The sequence below is a fragment of the Mucilaginibacter sp. P4_A11 genome (assembly GCF_056402535.1).
In genome coordinates, this window is the sequence record NZ_JBFUHE010000025.1 from 22,389 (window position 1) to 40,365 (window position 17,977).

A 17,977-nucleotide genomic window follows, 5' to 3' on the forward strand; every position below is an offset into this window, starting at 1 on the left:
ATAAAAAGGATAGCGATTGCCGAAGGAGAAACACCTTAATAAATTGAATTACTATCAGAAATATAAAATAGATTAAGCTATAACAATGAAAAAAAGTTGGAAGAATGTATTCGCACTTATTGCGTTAGCCATTACTTATGGAGATTTGAAGGGACAGGATTTACACTATGAAATTAAGGCCCAGGTCGGGAAGTATTCAGATCCCGCCAAAGCTTACCTGATGTATTTTAAAGACACGCAGCAACGTGTTGACTCTGTGGGTATAATCAATGGAGGTTTCGCCTTTTCTGGATCGACCGACAGCCCAGGTCCTGCAACCCTGTTTATTAATACCAAAGGATCAGGATGGATGTCGAATGATGCAGGTTTCTTAAACTTGTATCTTGAGCCTGGTAAAATATCAATCAGCGATAGCAGCTCACTGGACAAAGCGAAGCTTTTGGGCGGGCTATTGAATAAAGATTATAGCGAACTGAAACTGGCCTTTAAAGAAACAGACGAAAAGTCAGACAAGGCAAACGAATTATTTTTTAATGCATCTCCGGAGAAACAGCAGGTAGCAAACTTTAGAGATAGCATTGTCAAAGTAATCCTTCAGATAGAAGAAGAGAAGAAGTTGGTCGCATTGCGTTTTCTAAAAAACCATACTTCGTCTTTGGTTAGCTTAACCGCCTTAGAAAATTATGCCGGCCTATACCCCGATTCCAGATTGGTAGAACCAGCATTCAATCTTCTGTCGGCTGACGTGCGTGCAAGTAAAGCCGGCGTTAAGTACGCGGGTAAAATCGCCGAGATGAAGAAAACGGCCATAGGCGCAATCGGGCCTGACTTTACGTTAACGGATACGCTGGGAAAGGCAGTATCCTTACACGAATTTAGAGGTAAGTATGTTTTGGTAGACTTCTGGGCAAGCTGGTGTGTTCCTTGCCGCGCAGAGAACCCAAATCTGATAAGCGCTTACAATTTATACCAAAGAAAAAATTTCACCATCCTGGGTGTTTCGTCAGATGTGACCAAAGCAAAATTCGCCTGGCATAAGGCAATTCGTGACGACCATTTGCCATGGGTACAAATAGCAGATCTTACAAAAGGCTCAAAAAATGAAGCGATGGTATTGTATGGGATCAATAATATCCCGCAAAATGTGTTGATTTCTCCTGAAGGGAAAATTATCGCAAAAAATCTGCGTGGTGACGATCTTAAAGTCTTACTCCAAAAGCTGCTTCACTAATCGTTTTTACGCCATTAAAGAAACCAGTAAAATACGCCCTATGTCCATTCCACAACCTTGGGAAGCGGACACAGGGCGTCACTATATTAACAGTGCCTTGAAGTGGAAATTTTACTGTTCAAGGTTCTTCAAAGCTTCGGCTACCCGGTTACCATTATCGACTTGCCAGGAAACCAAGACCTAATCCCCTTCATTCCGCATTTAATTCTTCTTTTTTAGAAAATCAATTTGCTTCTCATTGCACTAATGCGATATCACATCTGCAATTCTATTGTTAAGATCAATAATTACTTACCTGCCTTTTTGATCGCCATATTTCTAACAAAAACGAAACCCATTAAACCGCCTATTAAACCGAGCGTACCCGATATACGCATGATATTACGATAAGCACTTATAAAACTTTGCCTATACGCTTTTTTTACCTGCTCCTGATCTCTTGCAAAAAGTCCGGGCGGCACTCTGGCACCGCCTAAATTTATCGCTTGCGCCATTACAACTTCCCTTTTTGTGTCGTCGAGTTTAATAGATCTAACTTGTTCTGCCAATGCGCCTGAAAAGAACAACACTGCAAGCGCACCAAATATGGCGTTAGCAAATACAGCCGCTATTCTTGTTACTGCGTTGTTAATACCGGATGCCACGCCGGACAAAAGGGCATCCGCCGAACTCATTACGGTGGTCGTTAATGGTGCTACGGTGAATGACATTCCCAATCCAAACACAAGAATGCCGGGAAAAAAGGTAGTCCAATAGGCTGAAGGCCCTTCGGTTTGTTTGATAAAAGATAGCATGAATAAGCCCGTACCTGCGACTGCAGGGCCGAAAATGAGGAATAGCCGCGGACCGTATTTATCAGCAAGGCTACCTGCAAACCGTGCGATGGTGATGATCAGTAACGTAAAAGGAAGAAAAGTAAGTCCCGATTGTAATTGACTATAGCCTTGTATCTGAACAAAATTGAGCGATAAAAACAGCATCCCGGCACCCAAACCGGCGTATAAAAAAAAGGAAAGCAGATTAGCCCCGCTAAAAGTCAGGTTATTAAAAAGCTGCAAGGGCATCATGGGATGTTTACTTTTTCGTTGTATAATGATAAAGATTATCAATAAAACAATACCGGCGAACAGGGGGCCATAAGCATGCCAGCTTTGCCAACCCACAGCTGGTACGCGAAGAAAACCAAAGGTTAACGATGCAAGCCCTAAGGTGATGGCAATGGCGCCGGGATAATCGATAGTATGATCTGCATGGTCATCAATTTTCTCATCGACCCTGAGCCACAGCATCAATAACGCGATGACGCCGATCGGCAAATTAATAAAAAAGATATAACGCCACAGGCCAGCATCAGCCAGAGCACCGCCCAGGATCGGCCCGGCCATCATGATTATGGTCGTAAACGCAGACCAGGTACCGATAGCTTTGCCTTTTTCTTCTTTATTGATCGATGCTGAGATCAGCGATAAACTTCCCGGAATCATCAATGCTCCACCTATGCCCTGAATTATGCGGCATACTACCAAAACAATAACACTACCGGAAAATCCACAGGCTGCCGAACCGATCAGAAATACACTGATACCAACCATAAAAACTTTTTTCCTGCCTAACTTATCGCCCAGGGAACCGCCAATCAGCATAAGTGAGGCAAGTATCAAAAGGTAGGCATTTAAGATCCAGAATAGATCGGTACCACTGGCGTTAAGACTCTTTTGCAAAGCGGGTAAAACCACATTTAAAGCCGTACCGTCAATAAAGGCCATTGCTGAGGCTAGTATGGTAGACACCATGACCCACTTTCCTGCAGGACTTTTCAATGATACTGTTGTCATAAGTAACTGATTCGGATAATGATATAAAAGTAACTAATAAAGCAAAGCTTGCCGCGTTAAACCCGGATGTGACTTTTGAATATATTTTCCATATGGATCTGATTCTAAAGTTTAGCTTGGGGCGATGGTTGAACAGGATAAAGAATTTAAGAGTCCGTAAGTTGTTAGCTCATGAGCTTGAATAGCCGTCTCCAATGAATAGGGTTGATAATTAAGCACCATGCGGATCTGCAGGAGAAATAATTCAGCGACCTGGGCAGCAGGCACCTCTGACCGATACCAGCCGCCCTGAATCCCCTTGTTGATTTCCTGCTCAAGCACGTTTCTTAAAAACAATTCCATAAAATTTAAAAGTAACGACCTGGCTATGCTATGCTCATTCAGTACTTTATCATTAAACAAAGGTTTGAGCGCAGCGATGCGGCGCAGCAAACGTTTTTGCTGCTCCACAGCAGATGAGCCATCGCTGACTCCCTCCCTGTCCGAATTGATCTTTGTGCTTAATCGCCTGATGATCTTTTCGAATACCCGTGTTACCAGCTGATCTTTATTTTCATAATAGACATAGAAGGTTTTTTTTGAAATCCCGGCATGTTCACATAATTCGTCGATTGTGATGCTTTTAATACCGTAAGTAGAGAAAAGGCGTTCCGCAATCTCTATAATATGTGATTGTTTGTCCATAGTTTCCACCTGCCTTTTTACAAATTCTTTAAGAAAGTCACGTAAACATATTCTGTCTCTTGTCTAAACACAGCTTCCACCTTTAATAACAGTCCGGCCTTTTATGATAACATCCACAGCAGTTGATACCCTGCTGCCATATTCCGCATGGCATTGGGTTAACAGCGCAATCATTTTATCCTGAATTTCCGGTGTAGCGTCGGCAATACCGCCTGCAAGATTGCCAATCAGGTCTTCCCGTTCCCATTCCTGAAAAGAGAGAAACAGCTCACCCGCCTGTGAGAAATCATTTGTACGGGCGATCCTTTTCCTGACCAGTTTGGCAGCATAAAAAGGTTCATGATCCGGATAACACCTTTTAGCTTCTGCTAAGCCATTATTGCTTGATGGCTCATAGTTAACATGAGGGTTTGCACCTTCTGCGACATCGACGTGGTAAGCCATTTGTCCATCACGCTGATTTGTCGCCACAATACCTTTTGGCGCGTTGATCGGCAATTGCAGATAATTGGTACCCACGCGGTAACGTTGCGTATCTGAATAAGAAAAAGTGCGCCCCTGAAGCATTTTATCATCTGAGAAATCCATACCATCCACCAGGACACCTGTTCCGAATGCAGACTGCTCTACTTCTGCAAAATAGTTCTCCGGGTTCCTGTTTAGTATCATCTTACCTACAGGGTACCAGGGAAACTGTTCAATCGGCCAAATCTTCGTATCATCAAGCGGATCAAAGTCCAGTTCCGCGTGCTCGTCGTCACTCATGTATTGAATATTGAGTTCCCATTCCGGAAAGTCCCCTTTTTCGATGGCGTTGTAAAGGTCCTCTGTTGCGTGGTTGAAATTGGTGCTCTGAATTTCGTTCGCCTGTTGCTGGGTCAAATTCCTGATGCCCTGCAACGGTTCCCAATGATATTTGACCAGCACGGCAACACCATCGGCATTCACCCATTTATAAGTATTAACACCTGAACCTTGCATTTGCCGGTAATTGGCCGGAATGCCCCAGGGAGAGAACAACCAGGTGATCATGTGCAGCGTTTCGGGTGAATTACTTATAAAATCAAACTGGCGACCCCCATCCTGGCGGTTCGTTACCGGATCAGGCTTAAAAGAGTGGATGAAGTCAGGAAATTTGATCGCGTCCCGGATAGAAAATACCTTTAAGTTATTTCCTACGAGATCCCAGTTACCGTCTTCTGTGTAGAATTTTACAGCGAATCCACGCGGATCGCGGAGCGTTTCCGGAGAATGGCCACCATGGATCACGGTTGAAAAACGGACGAATACCGGAGTCTGCTTACCTTTTTCCTGGAACAACCTGGCGCGGGTTAATGTAGAAACCGGTTCATTCCCGATAGTACCGTAGGATTCAAATATGCCGTGTGCGCCGGCTCCCCTGGCATGGACGACTCTTTCGGGAACCCGCTCCCGGTCGAAATGAGAAATTTTTTCTAAAAAGTGATAGTTTTCCAGCGTTGCAGGCCCGCGGTCACCGATAGTACGGGTATTTTGATTGTCGACAACAGGATGCCCCTGACGGGTGGTAAGCGGTTTGGAATTTGAGTTATTGTTCATAGTTCATTCGTTTATTACGATGATTGGGTTTGCAGGCTATTTATCGAGGCCACCATTATTTCGTAGCACTGTTCATTTTCCTGAATCCGGGCGTAGTCAATAGGGTTCTTATTGAACCGGTCTTTGCTGAGCGGATCTGCACCATGTTTTAGCAACAGGGAAACAATCGAAAGCTGCCCAAAAGTTGCAGCGAAAGTCAACGCGGTGGCACCATTCTCATTCCGTATTCCAAGATCAGCTCCGGCTTTAATTAACATTTCTGCAAGTTCAAAGTAGCCTTTAAAGCATATTCCCATCAGTGCGGTATTTCCTTTACTATCCTTGTAATCAATTGAGGCACCAGCCTCGACTAAAATAGCGGCACACTGCAGATAATTATAGTAGGTCGCCAGGATCAAAGGCGTATTGCCGTTCGCATCACGGATATTTGGCGAAATCGTTAGCAGTTCTTTTTTAAGTCTTTCAGTATCGTTCGATCTGACTGAGGTAAATATATCCATAGTATAAAAATATAATGGTTTCTCATGATAAGCGTTAATGACTCAGCAACCTGATCCATCGGTAGATTGCTCAAGGCAATAACTTTAGCATGATAACATATACCATCTTGATGCCATTTAGTAATTGTTTGTCTATCAATAACTTAATTACTCACTATCCTTTTTTTGTTACCTTATATCGTTAATATACCTGCCAGATTCGAAATTTGGTTAGAAGCAAGTACCGATAAATTTTTACCTATAGCTTACAACCGCTGTTTTAAAGCCTGAATTGATCAGAAAAATTGGAAAAGATATGACGAGTGTCGTCTTATTGGAGGGCACACATCGGAAGTATGGCGCAGAAAAGGCTTTTTGGAAATTGATAAGGCGTAAAGACACCGCGTTTACGTTTAGCTACGTGAGGATTAACGAAATACCGTAGTGCAACAATCTTCATTAATTACACAAGTATCTGTTTTACAGTGTTTTATATATTTGGTCGGCAATTTGAATATCTGTACTAAACTTATTCAAATCATTATGGAAACATTCCTGTATATATTGACTAAACTGGTTCTACTAGGATGTGTGGTAGCTATTCTTTATGTGGCATTCACGCCCGAAAAAGAAACTGAGGATTTTTTTGGCCCTGGCAATAACTATTAGCGTGAAGAAAAATACACTACTTAGTTGCTGAATAACGGGGTTATAATTAAAGCTTCGGAAGTTTAAGGGATTTATTATCGAGCTATATGTAATTATATGTTTGCGTAAAGCTTTTGGCATAGTTGTTTAACTATCTTCACTTGATAGGCAACTAAATTGCTTCTAGCTCTTCAACCATTAATTTCACATCTTTAAAACGAACAGTTATAGTCGTTCCAGATTTGCTTTCTATATCAAATTCACCCTGGATCTGGCCGGTGAGCCCGCGCATCAGATTCATACCTAAAGAGTCTCGATATTCATCGGCATTTTTTTCAGGCATACCGATCCCATCGTCGGCAATTGTCAGGGTATAAATCTTCTCTTCGTTTAGTTCCATGATGATTTTGATCCGTCCGTTGTCCCTGCCTTTGAAAGCGTACTTGAGACAATTTGTTATCGCTTCATTAAGAATCAAGCCGATCGGAATCGCCTGAGAGATATCCAACTCGAAAGAGGGCGTATGAAGTTCAAATATGATGAAATCTCCTTCATTGAAACTGTCTTTTAAATAGCCGACCAATTCAGGAATATAATTGGACATATCAATGTAGGCCAGGTTATCGGACTGATATAGCTTAGTATGGATCAATGACATGGCTTGCATCCTGCGCTGGCTATTCACGATCGCGTCCAGTGCAAATCCACTTTCCAGATAGGAAGATTGGATATTCAGCAGGCTCATCGTTATCTGGAGGTTGTTTTTTACCCTGTGGTGAATTTCACGCAGCAACCATTCTTTTTCTTTCAGCAATGTCGATTGCTTTTCACTGAGATGGATCAGGTCATCGTTCTTCTTGTTGATCTCCTCTTGTTTATCCGTTAAAGCAAGGTGCTGGGCCTCCAGACGACGGTTGTTACGTTGCTTTAACCTGAACCTGTTATATAGTACGGCTATAACCAGCAACAATAAACCCGAAGCAGCGATGATCCAGTTACGGATAATACGTTCCTGCCGGAAACTGATTTTCTGTAACTGAGCCTGTTTGGTAAGAAGATCTATGTTCTTAGCCTTGAACTGTATATCCCTGTCTTTCTTATCGGCATCGAACTGTACTTCGAGTAAGGCGGCTTGTTTTTTGTTTTTCTCGCTCTTCAAAGAGTCGCTAAAGAGCATGAAACGTTGTAAATGACGGACAGCCGAAAGCATTTTTCCGCTCGCTGAATCCGCTCTAAAAAGATGTAGGTCATCGTTATCATCCAGTCTTATGATAGCTTTTGCAGCATTGCGGTACTTGGTATGTGCAGCTATGTACGAATAAGTTTTTTCAAATTGATTTGTCGCCTGATAATATAAAATTATACCAGAAAATATTTCGACGTAAACGTTTTGGTCGATACCCTTTGAAGCAAGAAGTTTTTTACATTCATTGAGGTAGACCTCAGCAGATTTAAAGTCTTTATGCAGGCTATATGCCCTTATCAATAAAGTTGCAAACCGCGCTTTCCAGGTAATATCCTCCTGAACCAGCTTAAATGATCTTACACTATTAATTCTCTGGATAGCCAAATCCGAGCGTTTATTCCTCAACAGCGCTGCAGAGAGGTTAAGTGAAATCTGAACTATTGCCACCGAATCCTTTAACTTGTAGGCTTGATTCAGGGATTTTTTCATGTAAAAGATACATTTAGGCAGATTATCTGCATAGGAGTAAGTTAAACCTGTCCTGCCATAAATCGTACATAAAAGTGTGCTGGAATCCTCATATTTCTCAGCAGTTTGTACCGCCAGTAAATTATACTTTAAAGCTTCGTTGATATCACCTAAATAAAGGTAACCATAGCCTAAAAGATCATAGACTGCATGAACCTTTTCAAACCCGACCGCCTTAAACAGGGACAACGAGTTTTTAAGATCTTTTATGGCATCCCGGTATTGTCCGTTCCAGATTTCCAGATCGCCTAAATAAGTTAAAAGGTTAGCAGCACGTTCTTTTTGCCCCGACCTGATGTATAATTTTATAGCTTTTTGAAAATAGCCGATTTTAGGCAGCAACTGGCCCTCATCATTCGAGTGAATGTCACCAATGATATTGTAGGCATCGGCCTGACCGTTGATGTCATTCAATTGCTGCAATATGACCAGGGCCTGTTGTGCAGTCCTGATACATGCGGCTTTTTGTCTGGTATGGCTTAAAATCTGAGCACCGATCAATAAGGTATATCCCTTACCACGTAAAAAATTTAGCTTATTGGCAAGTTCCCCGGCTTCCCTGTTCAGTCTTATAGCGCTATCAATTCCTGCAGATGTCACGCCGGTCTTCATAATTAAATCTTTGCTTTGTTTTAGCAGCACTAAAACCCGGTTAGTGTCCGGCCTAACATAATTCAAGCTGGTTTTAACCTGGGCCAATCCATGAAAGGATTGGCACCACGAAAAATTGATACCAGCAAAAAAGAAAAGAAAGGTAGCGAGGGCGTACAGTAAACCGATTTTCATAGTTAGCGCATGGTCTCGAAAATTCAAGCGAATTTCTCAAACTTTTCCTTGCTTAACACCAATCCCATGCCACGGCACAACACATTGATTTTCATTTATTTAACTATCATTTTTATTTATTTAATTACGGTATATCATAAATAAACATACTATCTGCTTAATAAAGTAAGGCACGTTTAGTTTTAAACGGTTACCAGATCTCCGTATTAGAATAATGCTTCATTTCGCATTCCTTCCGGTTATTTTGCGATATATCATAATAGAATTGCGAAGGCAATACACATAAAGCATTGTATTTTAAATCATTAATCAACGGTACACTACTTGTAATTAGTAACTGGCACTATGGTGCCGTTCACTCAGCTAACGTTAAATCATGGTATGCAAGATTTCATAAATTCATTACAAAATATCTTTGTTGCAGAAGACCGGATACCTGCAGATGCCCGTATCGAAGCGATCCATCAGCGCGAGTACCTGGTCAACGGGGAAATACGCCGCTGGGACGGCGAAATTGCCGAAGTTTATTCACCGGTTCAGATCCCGGATGGCCGTGGCGGTATCCAGCGAAAACTGATCGGCAGTTACCCGGTCTGCGGCGCGGATGAAGCAAATGAAGCGCTGGACGCCGCGCTGCTGGCTTATGACAACGGACAAGGCGAGTGGCCGACAATGTCCATCCCCGGCCGTGTTCAATGCATGGAGAAATTCGTGTACCAGTTTATCGGACAGCGTGAGCTGGTGATCAAACTGCTGATGTGGGAAATTGGTAAAACCTATACGGAATCAGCAAAGGAGTTTGACCGTACCGTTAATTACATCAATCATTCCATAGATGCGTTAAAAGATATGGACCATCATTCGGCCCGGTTTGAGATCACCGAAGGATACGTTGCCCAGGTCCGCCCCTCATCGCTCGGCGTTGTTTTGTGTATGGGGCCATTCAACTATCCGCTGAACGAAACTTTCGCAACGCTGATCCCGGCTCTACTGATGGGGAACACCGTTCTTTTCAAACCTCCGAAACACGGCACGCTTTTACATTACCCCTTGCTGTCCGCTTTTAAAGAAGCATTTCCAAAGGGCGTGGTGAACACGATCTACGGCCGGGGGGCTGTAATCACGCCGGGACTAATGGCTTCGGGAAAGATCAATGTATTGGCTTTTATTGGCAGCAGCAAGGTCGCCAATGAATTAAAAAAGCAGCATCCTAAGGTAAACCGGTTACGTGCTGTACTGAGCCTGGATGCAAAGAACGCAGCCATCGTCACGGAACATGCCGACCTGAAGCTGGCTGTCAGCGAATGTATCCTGGGAGCGCTGTCTTTTAACGGACAACGCTGCACAGCGATCAAGATCATTTTTGTACACAGAGCAGTTTCAGCCGCTTTTCTTAAGATGCTGGCAGAGGCGGTGGACGCTTTGAAACCGGGATTGCCCTGGGATGACCAGGTAGATATTACCCCGTTACCCGAACCCCAGAAGCCAGCCTATCTGAAAAACTGTATTGATGATGCACTCACTCATGGCGCAAGCGTGATCAACCAGTACGGTGGGGCAACGGTCGGATCATTTGTTTTCCCGGCAGTAGTTTATCCGGTCAGCAAGGAAATGAAGCTTTACCGTGAAGAACAATTTGGCCCCGTGATCCCGGTTGTACCTTACGACTCTATTAAAGAGCTCATTGCCTATCAGGTAGCGTCGAACCATGGGATGCAGGTTAGTATTTTCAGCAATGATGCGAAAGAAGTCTCTGCTTTGATCGATCCTTTTGTAAACCTTGTCAGCAGAGTGAACCTGAACAGCCAATGCCAGCGTGGCCCTGATAGCCTGCCATTTACAGGCAGAAAAGACAGCGCGGAAGGCACCCTGTCGGTACCCGATGCATTGCGGTCATTTTCCATACCTACGATGGTATCGGCTAAATTAAATGACACCAACAAAGCGCTGATCAACGAGATCGTAAACGATAACGATTCCAATTTTCTAAGCACAAAATATATTTTATAATCCTAATCACTTAACTAAAAGACAACGCCCCATGTCCGAAACATCCCCTAAAGGAAAAATGGACATGGGGCGCACGGGCGCCGGCATCGCCGGCGCGACCGGCAATTTGAGATCAAACTCAAATTCGTGGCATGTAAACCGTTATTGTACTATCTAATCCCTCCAACTGTTTTTCGATCATCAGCTTGACACGCTGCCAATCGAGACCGCCGTTCCCGCATCCCAAAGCCGGGATAGCCGCATTTTCAATATTGGCAGTTAAAATAAATTCTTTGAATGCATCCAAACCAAGCCTGATATAGTCATATTCAGATGGGTTGTGCCAATGTATTTTCGTCGGCATATTGACAATGGTCTTATGACCATAAAACATATGGTAGTCCTTTACCACGCAGAACCCGCCAATGCCGAGGGTTCGGGATTTGCAGGCTTTTGCATACTCTTCAAAATTATACGGGAATGCCTGTTTAAAAGCAAGGGCAATACCCTTTCCCATGACACCGACCAGATTAACTGTATTGACCAACACCGCTGCTTCATCGTTCAGCAGGTTTCCTTTTTTATACTGTATCATCTTAAGCGGTTTTTTTAACAGTTTGGCTAATGATGGCCGTTACCGGGATAGGCTGCACCCGAAAATTCTGTAGGTTCATAAAGAAGCCCCGGTTAATTATTATGCCTTCCCGGAATAATTGCCACAGTAAAGAAGCGCCCATATTAGCCAGTGTAGAATTGACGAACAAGTCCTGCTTGGTGAGTGCTTCGGCCAGTGAACAGCTTGGCGTATTGTCAGTCGTATCGGCTACCTGCAACAAGCTTTTAAACGTTTCCGTCACAAAGGGCAGGTTATCCACAGCCTCATAATTGTCTGACGCAGGTTGGCCAAGTTTGCCGATGGTCGACAGCAATACCTGACCTGTATCACGGCTGTTCCCTAAATCCATCCAATAAAGCGGACGGCTTCGCCGGTAGCTGCGTTCAGATTTGTAATCCGAGAGGATTTCAGCAATGCCGAACCGGGCATTGGCGGTATCCACGCAGGATATGTATAAATTAGTTTTACCGCTTTCCGGCAGGTGTGTTAAAGTATCTTCATCAAACTTTTCAGATACCGCCTTCCAGTTTGTGCCAAAGAAACGATTGATACGGTTAATAAGGGCTACCCCCTTGTTCATGCCGATTTCTGCTGCTGCAAAAAGCTGCCTGCCGAGGTTGGCGGGACTTATTGTATCATCATCATAAACGGTAACCATCAAGCCGGGATAGTCAAGGGCAAGCATGGCTTGGTGCATTCTTGCCAGACAGGTGAGCATTTGGCTGCCTGTACCACCTGCGCCGATAAGCGATACGGTAACAGGATGTTCAGGATTCAACAGGTAACGGTCGGTATAATGGGCGGTCGTTAAAGTTTTCATGACAGGAGGTGTTGAAGTTGGTATTTGGTTGGATTTAATTTGTCGGTTGGAAACGGGGCACCCGATTTGATCAGGGATTTCCACAGCTGAATAATATTGCCTTTTACAGGGCTTTCGCCGTGTATAGTATGACTGAAATAGCTATCGTAAAAATAAGCTTCCCACAATTGCATGAATTTTTCGAGGCAGCAATCGGAAGGAATATGTACCCTGACATTGCCCATACAAATCCTGCCGTCCGTGTACACATTAAAAAACGGGGCTTTATATAAGGTGGATTGCAAACTCAGATCGTTGACGTCAAGGGCGAAAACTTGCAGGCTGCCTTTGCCAGCTTTCCAAAGCAAGGCAGGCACAAGGGCTTTTCCTGAAGGAATTTCAAGAGAGGGGGAAAACAATAACCTGCGTTTCTGTGCCGGGGTATGCCAAATCACCCAACCATCCGCATTACTGTTAATGTGCAGGACATTGGCAGGCATGATGCCCTGCGGTATCAGGTAACCCTGCGATTTCTTTTCGTTCACCATCAAGGCTTTCGCAAGCGTGTTGCTTTCCTTTACGGATAAAGGATGGCCGTTAACCGGCATCCCCTTGTTGTCCATATTATAGCTTTCTATATAAAAGTCACTGTCATTCGCCGCCTTTTTAAAGATCACTAAAGCTTTTACGGGCTGATACAGGTTTCCAAAATGTTCGGTTCTGTCGGTCATGGCTGTTGGTATAATAGGGTACACAGATCGGTGATCAAATCAAGCACTTTTTCGGCATAGGCCAGTTTATCCGTGTAGGCCGTTTGCCGCTCATTGAATACAGTGCGCAACTCCGGCTCCTGGGCGTAGCTACGTTCATTAAAATCGTTTTCCACCATTTCAAAAAGCGTATCGCTGACGGCATCGGTGTTGCTCCCGATAAAACCAATATACTCGTGCATGTAAATGGTCGTATTGCAGCCGTAATCATCTTCGTCCTCTTCAATGGGGCTACTGTGTTCAAAAAGGTTAGCGCCGGGAAAGGTCTGCCACAATCCAAGTGCTTTTTCGGCGACCATAACGGCAGTATGCTGATAAGGTGTTAGCGGTGTGAAGGCGTTTAACTTATCGGGCAAACTTTGCCGAAGTGCCTTATCCATCATTTTCTCCTGAATAAAATCCCCGGCTATCTCCGCATCTGAAAGGCATTTTTGCCGCAGTAATTGTTCTTCTTCGTCCTCGCCCTCTAAATCGTCCATCCACTCGGTCAGTATTTCATAGTTGTAATACATATAAGTATCCTCATCCCGGTAATAGCTGATACCTGCCTCGGCGTACAGGTAGCCGCAAACGGCAGTCAGCAGTTCCGCAGTCGGCAACTGTTCAGGCTGCTGCCATAAACGATAAACCGGAGCGACAGGAATATAGTACAGGGAATAATCACGCCGGAAGCCTTCCTTAACAGACAAACTGATTTGCTGATCTTGCTCAATTATAAAAACTTCCCGTTGACGATGCTTTTTGGATATCGCTTTGCCAGCCTCCTCTCTCGCTAAAAGAATATTATAGGGATAAGGCAGGCTGCGAAAATCGTCAAGGCGGATGCCGTAGTGCTTTTTGAGTTGGGTAAGGGATTTAAAAAAATCCCTTACTGTTTCCCTTCGCTTGGGCAGCGCCTCCGCAGGTATATATTTCGGCGCAAAGCTGTTATTTAAAAAACCATAGGCAGCAGGTTCAGCGGTGCGCTTCTCGGCGTGTTGTCCCTGACCTCCTGAATATCGGGCAGCCTGTTCAAGTCCTATGCGAATGCGGCGATTTGCTGGTGTAGTTTCCATTGCGGTTTTGTTCTTTCGGTTATCAATGCGTTATTTTTCTTTGCTTTCATGATTTATCCTTTCGTGCCGATAGTGGACACAAATTCAAACTCCTGCACATCATTACGGATTTCGGGGCCGACTATTTTGGCGGTTGTCAGGATGGCGTAAAGGTTGGAAAAGTGGTTACAAACCCCTTCCGGGCTTAAGCTGTCGTTAGGGTCTTCCAATCTTAACTTTTCGCCGTTCTCGGTATGGATAAACACACGGGGTAGTTTTTTTACGTTTAACATGGCTATAGGATTTAGGGTCAAAATAATTTCAGTTTATTGTATTGCTCAAGTTTAACCTGCAATTGGCTGCGCAGCTTTTTAATGTCGGCTGCCTTTTCGGGATATTCAGTTTCCGGGGGCAATACCGCAAGTGCTTCTTCGTACTGGCATTTGTCGTTCAGGTCAGCGATGACTTTTAAAGCATCGTCGTATGTTTTCTTTTTGTCGGCTTTCGCTTCGGGCATTTCGTGGTCGGCATCTTTCTTAGGTACGGCAGCTTTGACAGCAGCCGTCTTTTTATCCTGTTCCATTTTAGAGGCCAGCCGGGCGGCCTCGACACTTTTCAGGTGGCTTTCCATATTGGTGATCAGCCCTGCCACCTTTTCAGTCGGCTCGGTTATTTTGAAAAAAAAGGCTTCATCAAGTTCATCGGCCGTACCACTTATGGTAAGGGGTGCAATGAGGTTCACCGCCTTGTCACCGCATGCGGCCGTAAAGAGTTCAGATACCGTAATGATGCCTTGTTCAGTTACGGTCATGGCCAGTTTGAAAGTGCCTGCCACTTTTAAGCTGGCGATATGGTTAAAAAAATTCGTTTGCATGATGATTAAGTTTTAAAGGGGGATTGCTCCCCCTTTGGATGAGTTAATTGTTGATATAGGCATTTACTTCAAGGTGTTGTGCAAAGTCAGCGCAAAGGTTAAATGCAGCCTGCGCCCTCAGCTTGCCGGTGCCGTCCATAAGGGATTGCAGTTTAGCTTCGCCATCTCTATAATTGCGGACATTTTGAAAGTAGCCAGTCACGGCGTTGTATGCTCCAAATACAGTTCCGGCGGTCGTCTCCTGTTGTTGAGAAGGAGCGCTCATGGCATATTCATAGACCTTGTCTACCATGTTGGTGTAGACGGTAGAAAGGTTGTCGTTTTTACCGCTAAGCAGGTTGTCTAAGGTTTCCTTATTTGGCACCATTGCTACCTGTATGAGGTGTTTTACTTCATGGTCAGTAATGCGAACTTTTGCCCATTGGTTAAAAATGCCGCTAAGTTCATCGGTCATTTTATGCGAAATGCCCATGAGTTTATGTGCAACGGCCAAGCGTTCTTTGGCATTAGCGGTATGGCGTATCTTAATGGCGGTGGTATGGTTACGCATGGCAGCGTTAAGCGTATTGTTACAAACAATTCTTACAGGTGTAAATGCGGCAGTAATGCTGCCGAAGCCGTCATGCGAGGTTGTTAAGAAAAGGTATTTCTCAATAAAATCATCCTTGCCGACACGGATATAGCCGGGGAGTTTGGCAGTAATAAAAATGCGTTCCCCCTTGCCAAGTGCGCCTGCTGTTTCGTACAGGATGCCCTCGCCACCTACGATGCTGTCAAAGAAAGTAAACGCATCCACGTTCTGCACGACTTCGTAGTCGTTGCCGACCGTTCCCAATACGGCGTAATTGTCCGTACGCACCGTTGCGAACTTCTCGGGCACATGCTGATCGTCAGACGTACGGCCAAGCGGGTCGTAGGTATACATCGGCCATTTTTCCACCGTGTAGTCCAATCCTGCGAAGCGTAAAGCTTCAGCACTGGTTGGATAATCTTCTACGATGGTGCCGAGGCCATGCCATGCCTTTTCTTTACGGCTGAAAAAACTATATTCGTTAGTTTGCGGATTTATTGCGAGGTTGTGTCCCATGATTTCTTGAAATTGAGGGAGCGCTTTCACGCCCCCGTGTTTAAAATTTGAAATGGATTTGGATTAATTAGAATGGCAGATCGTCGTCGTCGCTTTGTTTGGTTTGCCCTGCTGCGGCTTTGGCAGGCTCTGCGGGTTGCGCTTCTGCCTTGTTAATGGCTGAAAAAAGTTTAATGGTATCGACGTTACAAATCAGACGGGCGTGGTTTTCGCCTTTTCGGTTTGTCCATGGCTGCGCGTCTACCCATCCGGATATTTCAACAATGGCGCCTTTGGTGAGATAATCGGCCAAACCGGGATTCACCCAGTAAGCACAATCAATGAAAGCGGAACGCTCCCGTTTTTCGCCTACCTTGGTTTTATAGCGTTGGTTCAGTGCTACAGTGAAATTGGTTACTTTTTTATCGCCCTTTACGGTTGCGACTTCGGCATTTGCTGTTAATCTTCCTGTGAATAACATAACTTTAATTTTTTAAGTGAATAATTTTTGTTCGCTTTTCTGATTTCGCGTCGTTCCTTTTTGGTTGATTTTTTCAAAAGAAAAACCGGAAAAAAGAAAGCCTTAGGAAGTGCCGGCCAGGCAGGCAAGAGGAAACGGAATAAGTCCCGGAGGGTGGCGCAGGGAGGTACGACCAAAGCCATTATGCCGTAGTCTCTTGCCAACCCAAATACAATTGCCGGCAAGACCTTAGCTGCGCTTTTCTCCGGTTTGAATGAAAAAATTAATTAAACACTGATTTAAAATGCCTTTGGAGCCGCAGGCGATAGCGAAAATCAAAAGTTCAAGTCAGCAGCATCTACAAAGTATCATCAGTTCACACTTCACAAGTTAAGGGAGATAAAACATAACGTAACACCGTAAGGGGTAGCAGTGGCATCCTGCGAAGCAGATACAGCGTACGGCCCGGCCGAAAGCTACGGCAAAAAAGATATTAGATATTTGTATTGAGGGGGCCAAATAAGATCCACAAAAATAGTTTAATCTACGCAGATAGGTTGCGCAGGTTCTTTATAGCTTTGGATATGACAAATGGAGAATTTGCTAAGATGAAAGCTGCGAATACTCAGTTCTTAAAAGCATTCTATAAAATGTACGCGCATTACTATGTAAAGTTGAAGGATGAAACATTTACAACCTTTCATAAGACACCGTTAGGGGATTATCTATGGAGGATTCAACACGTGATCTCAGAGATCGATCAGAATCTGGAAGATATAAAATTTGCAAAAGAGATGTTGCTTGCCTATGATCCCATTGATAAACCACTGAGCAAAAAAGGAAATGCAGCTCAAGCTATAAGGTATCACTATGAGAACTATATTTTAAGAGCAACTAAGATCAAAGACCATTCTTTATCGTTAATCAATGAAGTCATGCGGCTGCAAGTCCGCAAAAGTCCGAACATGGCAAATCAGCTGATCAAACACCTTGATCCTGCTTATAGGGATTTTAGTGTCTTCTGGGGTTACATGAAACAACTTACCGATCATATCAATCCCTACAGAAATCATCTGGCGCATAATGGAACCGTACAACACAAAGATCTTTCGTTGTTAAACGTAAACTATACTTTTGACATCACGCATAAAAACCCTGTTGATCAATTTCGGTTTGATGCCGGAATGACCGGTGTGCAGCGTGAACTTGTAGAAAAGTTTTCCAACCAGGTAAATGTTTATTTAATAAAATCTGATCAGGTGTTTAAAATGATCTATCTGTATCTGGCCAAACCATTTTTGGATAATATGGAGATACTGACGCTAGCGTATAAACAAACACAGAAGTTGTAAGGCTAAAGAGTATTTTCTGTTCACTGATGCTTCTTTAATTTGTAATTATATCGCAAAAAACA

17 protein-coding genes are annotated in these 17,977 nt (G+C 43.9%); 4 read left to right on the forward strand and 13 right to left on the reverse strand.

Going from position 1 to position 17,977, the window contains the following annotated elements:
- Nucleotides 1–85: 85 nt before the first annotated feature.
- Entirely contained in the window at nucleotides 86–1,231 is a 1,146-nt protein-coding gene (locus tag AC1DUD_RS29665; protein WP_477381322.1) for a redoxin domain-containing protein, read from the forward strand.
- Nucleotides 1,232–1,518: 287 nt separating this feature from the next.
- Here AC1DUD_RS29665 and AC1DUD_RS29670 read toward each other — a convergent pair whose 3' ends face one another.
- The 4 genes from AC1DUD_RS29670 to AC1DUD_RS29685 form a co-directional block, all read right to left on the reverse strand.
- Nucleotides 1,519–3,066 carry an MFS transporter gene (locus AC1DUD_RS29670; RefSeq protein ID WP_477381324.1) on the reverse strand — a complete coding sequence of 516 codons (1,548 nt, stop codon included), beginning with the start codon at nucleotides 3,064–3,066 and terminating at the stop codon, nucleotides 1,519–1,521.
- Between the two features lie 111 nt (nucleotides 3,067–3,177).
- Entirely contained in the window at nucleotides 3,178–3,750 is a 573-nt protein-coding gene (locus AC1DUD_RS29675) for a TetR/AcrR family transcriptional regulator (RefSeq protein ID WP_477381326.1), read from the reverse strand.
- Nucleotides 3,751–3,813: 63 nt separating this feature from the next.
- Nucleotides 3,814–5,328, reverse strand: coding sequence for a catalase (locus AC1DUD_RS29680; protein WP_477381328.1), 1,515 nt, complete (start codon nucleotides 5,326–5,328; stop codon nucleotides 3,814–3,816).
- 14 nt (nucleotides 5,329–5,342) lie between these two features.
- Nucleotides 5,343–5,828 carry an ankyrin repeat domain-containing protein gene (locus AC1DUD_RS29685; protein WP_477381330.1) on the reverse strand — a complete coding sequence of 162 codons (486 nt, stop codon included), beginning with the start codon at nucleotides 5,826–5,828 and terminating at the stop codon, nucleotides 5,343–5,345.
- A gap of 522 nt (nucleotides 5,829–6,350) precedes the next feature.
- On the opposite strand from AC1DUD_RS29685, the gene AC1DUD_RS29690 reads away from it, so the two are divergent.
- Nucleotides 6,351–6,476 carry a hypothetical protein gene (locus tag AC1DUD_RS29690; RefSeq protein ID WP_454801432.1) on the forward strand — a complete coding sequence of 42 codons (126 nt, stop codon included), beginning with the start codon at nucleotides 6,351–6,353 and terminating at the stop codon, nucleotides 6,474–6,476.
- A 151-nt stretch (nucleotides 6,477–6,627) separates the two neighbouring features.
- Here the strand turns inward: AC1DUD_RS29690 and AC1DUD_RS29695 are convergent, their stop codons facing one another.
- Nucleotides 6,628–8,955 carry a sensor histidine kinase gene (locus AC1DUD_RS29695; protein WP_477381332.1) on the reverse strand — a complete coding sequence of 776 codons (2,328 nt, stop codon included), beginning with the start codon at nucleotides 8,953–8,955 and terminating at the stop codon, nucleotides 6,628–6,630.
- A gap of 381 nt (nucleotides 8,956–9,336) precedes the next feature.
- Between AC1DUD_RS29695 and AC1DUD_RS29700 the strand changes: the two genes are divergently transcribed.
- Nucleotides 9,337–10,965 (forward strand): NADP-dependent glyceraldehyde-3-phosphate dehydrogenase, encoded by a 1,629-nt coding sequence (locus tag AC1DUD_RS29700; protein WP_477381334.1) that lies wholly within the window; start codon nucleotides 9,337–9,339, stop codon nucleotides 10,963–10,965.
- Between the two features lie 118 nt (nucleotides 10,966–11,083).
- Here the strand turns inward: AC1DUD_RS29700 and AC1DUD_RS29705 are convergent, their stop codons facing one another.
- The 8 genes from AC1DUD_RS29705 to AC1DUD_RS29740 all read right to left on the reverse strand — a co-directional run bounded on the left by AC1DUD_RS29705 (nucleotide 11,084) and on the right by AC1DUD_RS29740 (nucleotide 16,584).
- Entirely contained in the window at nucleotides 11,084–11,539 is a 456-nt protein-coding gene (locus AC1DUD_RS29705; protein WP_477381336.1) for a macro domain-containing protein, read from the reverse strand.
- A gap of 1 nt (nucleotide 11,540) precedes the next feature.
- On the reverse strand, nucleotides 11,541–12,380 hold the full coding sequence (locus AC1DUD_RS29710; protein ID WP_477381338.1) for a PRTRC system ThiF family protein: 840 nt from the start codon (nucleotides 12,378–12,380) through the stop codon (nucleotides 11,541–11,543).
- Nucleotides 12,377–13,090 carry a PRTRC system protein B gene (locus AC1DUD_RS29715; protein ID WP_477381340.1) on the reverse strand — a complete coding sequence of 238 codons (714 nt, stop codon included), beginning with the start codon at nucleotides 13,088–13,090 and terminating at the stop codon, nucleotides 12,377–12,379. Before AC1DUD_RS29715 ends, AC1DUD_RS29710 begins: the two co-directional genes overlap by 4 nt.
- Nucleotides 13,087–14,184 carry a hypothetical protein gene (locus tag AC1DUD_RS29720; RefSeq protein WP_477381342.1) on the reverse strand — a complete coding sequence of 366 codons (1,098 nt, stop codon included), beginning with the start codon at nucleotides 14,182–14,184 and terminating at the stop codon, nucleotides 13,087–13,089. Before AC1DUD_RS29720 ends, AC1DUD_RS29715 begins: the two co-directional genes overlap by 4 nt.
- A gap of 53 nt (nucleotides 14,185–14,237) precedes the next feature.
- Nucleotides 14,238–14,456 (reverse strand): PRTRC system protein C, encoded by a 219-nt coding sequence (locus AC1DUD_RS29725; protein ID WP_454801439.1) that lies wholly within the window; start codon nucleotides 14,454–14,456, stop codon nucleotides 14,238–14,240.
- 17 nt (nucleotides 14,457–14,473) lie between these two features.
- Nucleotides 14,474–15,037 (reverse strand): hypothetical protein, encoded by a 564-nt coding sequence (locus AC1DUD_RS29730; protein ID WP_477381344.1) that lies wholly within the window; start codon nucleotides 15,035–15,037, stop codon nucleotides 14,474–14,476.
- A 43-nt stretch (nucleotides 15,038–15,080) separates the two neighbouring features.
- The gene (locus AC1DUD_RS29735; RefSeq protein ID WP_477381346.1) at nucleotides 15,081–16,124 is read right to left on the reverse strand and encodes a DUF932 domain-containing protein; all 1,044 of its coding nucleotides are present in this window, start codon (nucleotides 16,122–16,124) and stop codon (nucleotides 15,081–15,083) included.
- Between the two features lie 67 nt (nucleotides 16,125–16,191).
- Nucleotides 16,192–16,584, reverse strand: coding sequence for a single-stranded DNA-binding protein (locus tag AC1DUD_RS29740; RefSeq protein WP_477381348.1), 393 nt, complete (start codon nucleotides 16,582–16,584; stop codon nucleotides 16,192–16,194).
- Nucleotides 16,585–17,147: 563 nt separating this feature from the next.
- On the opposite strand from AC1DUD_RS29740, the gene AC1DUD_RS29745 reads away from it, so the two are divergent.
- A complete protein-coding gene (locus AC1DUD_RS29745) occupies nucleotides 17,148–17,915 on the forward strand; it encodes a Cthe_2314 family HEPN domain-containing protein (protein ID WP_477381350.1) in 768 nt (255 codons plus the stop codon).
- Nucleotides 17,916–17,977: the final 62 nt, after the last annotated feature.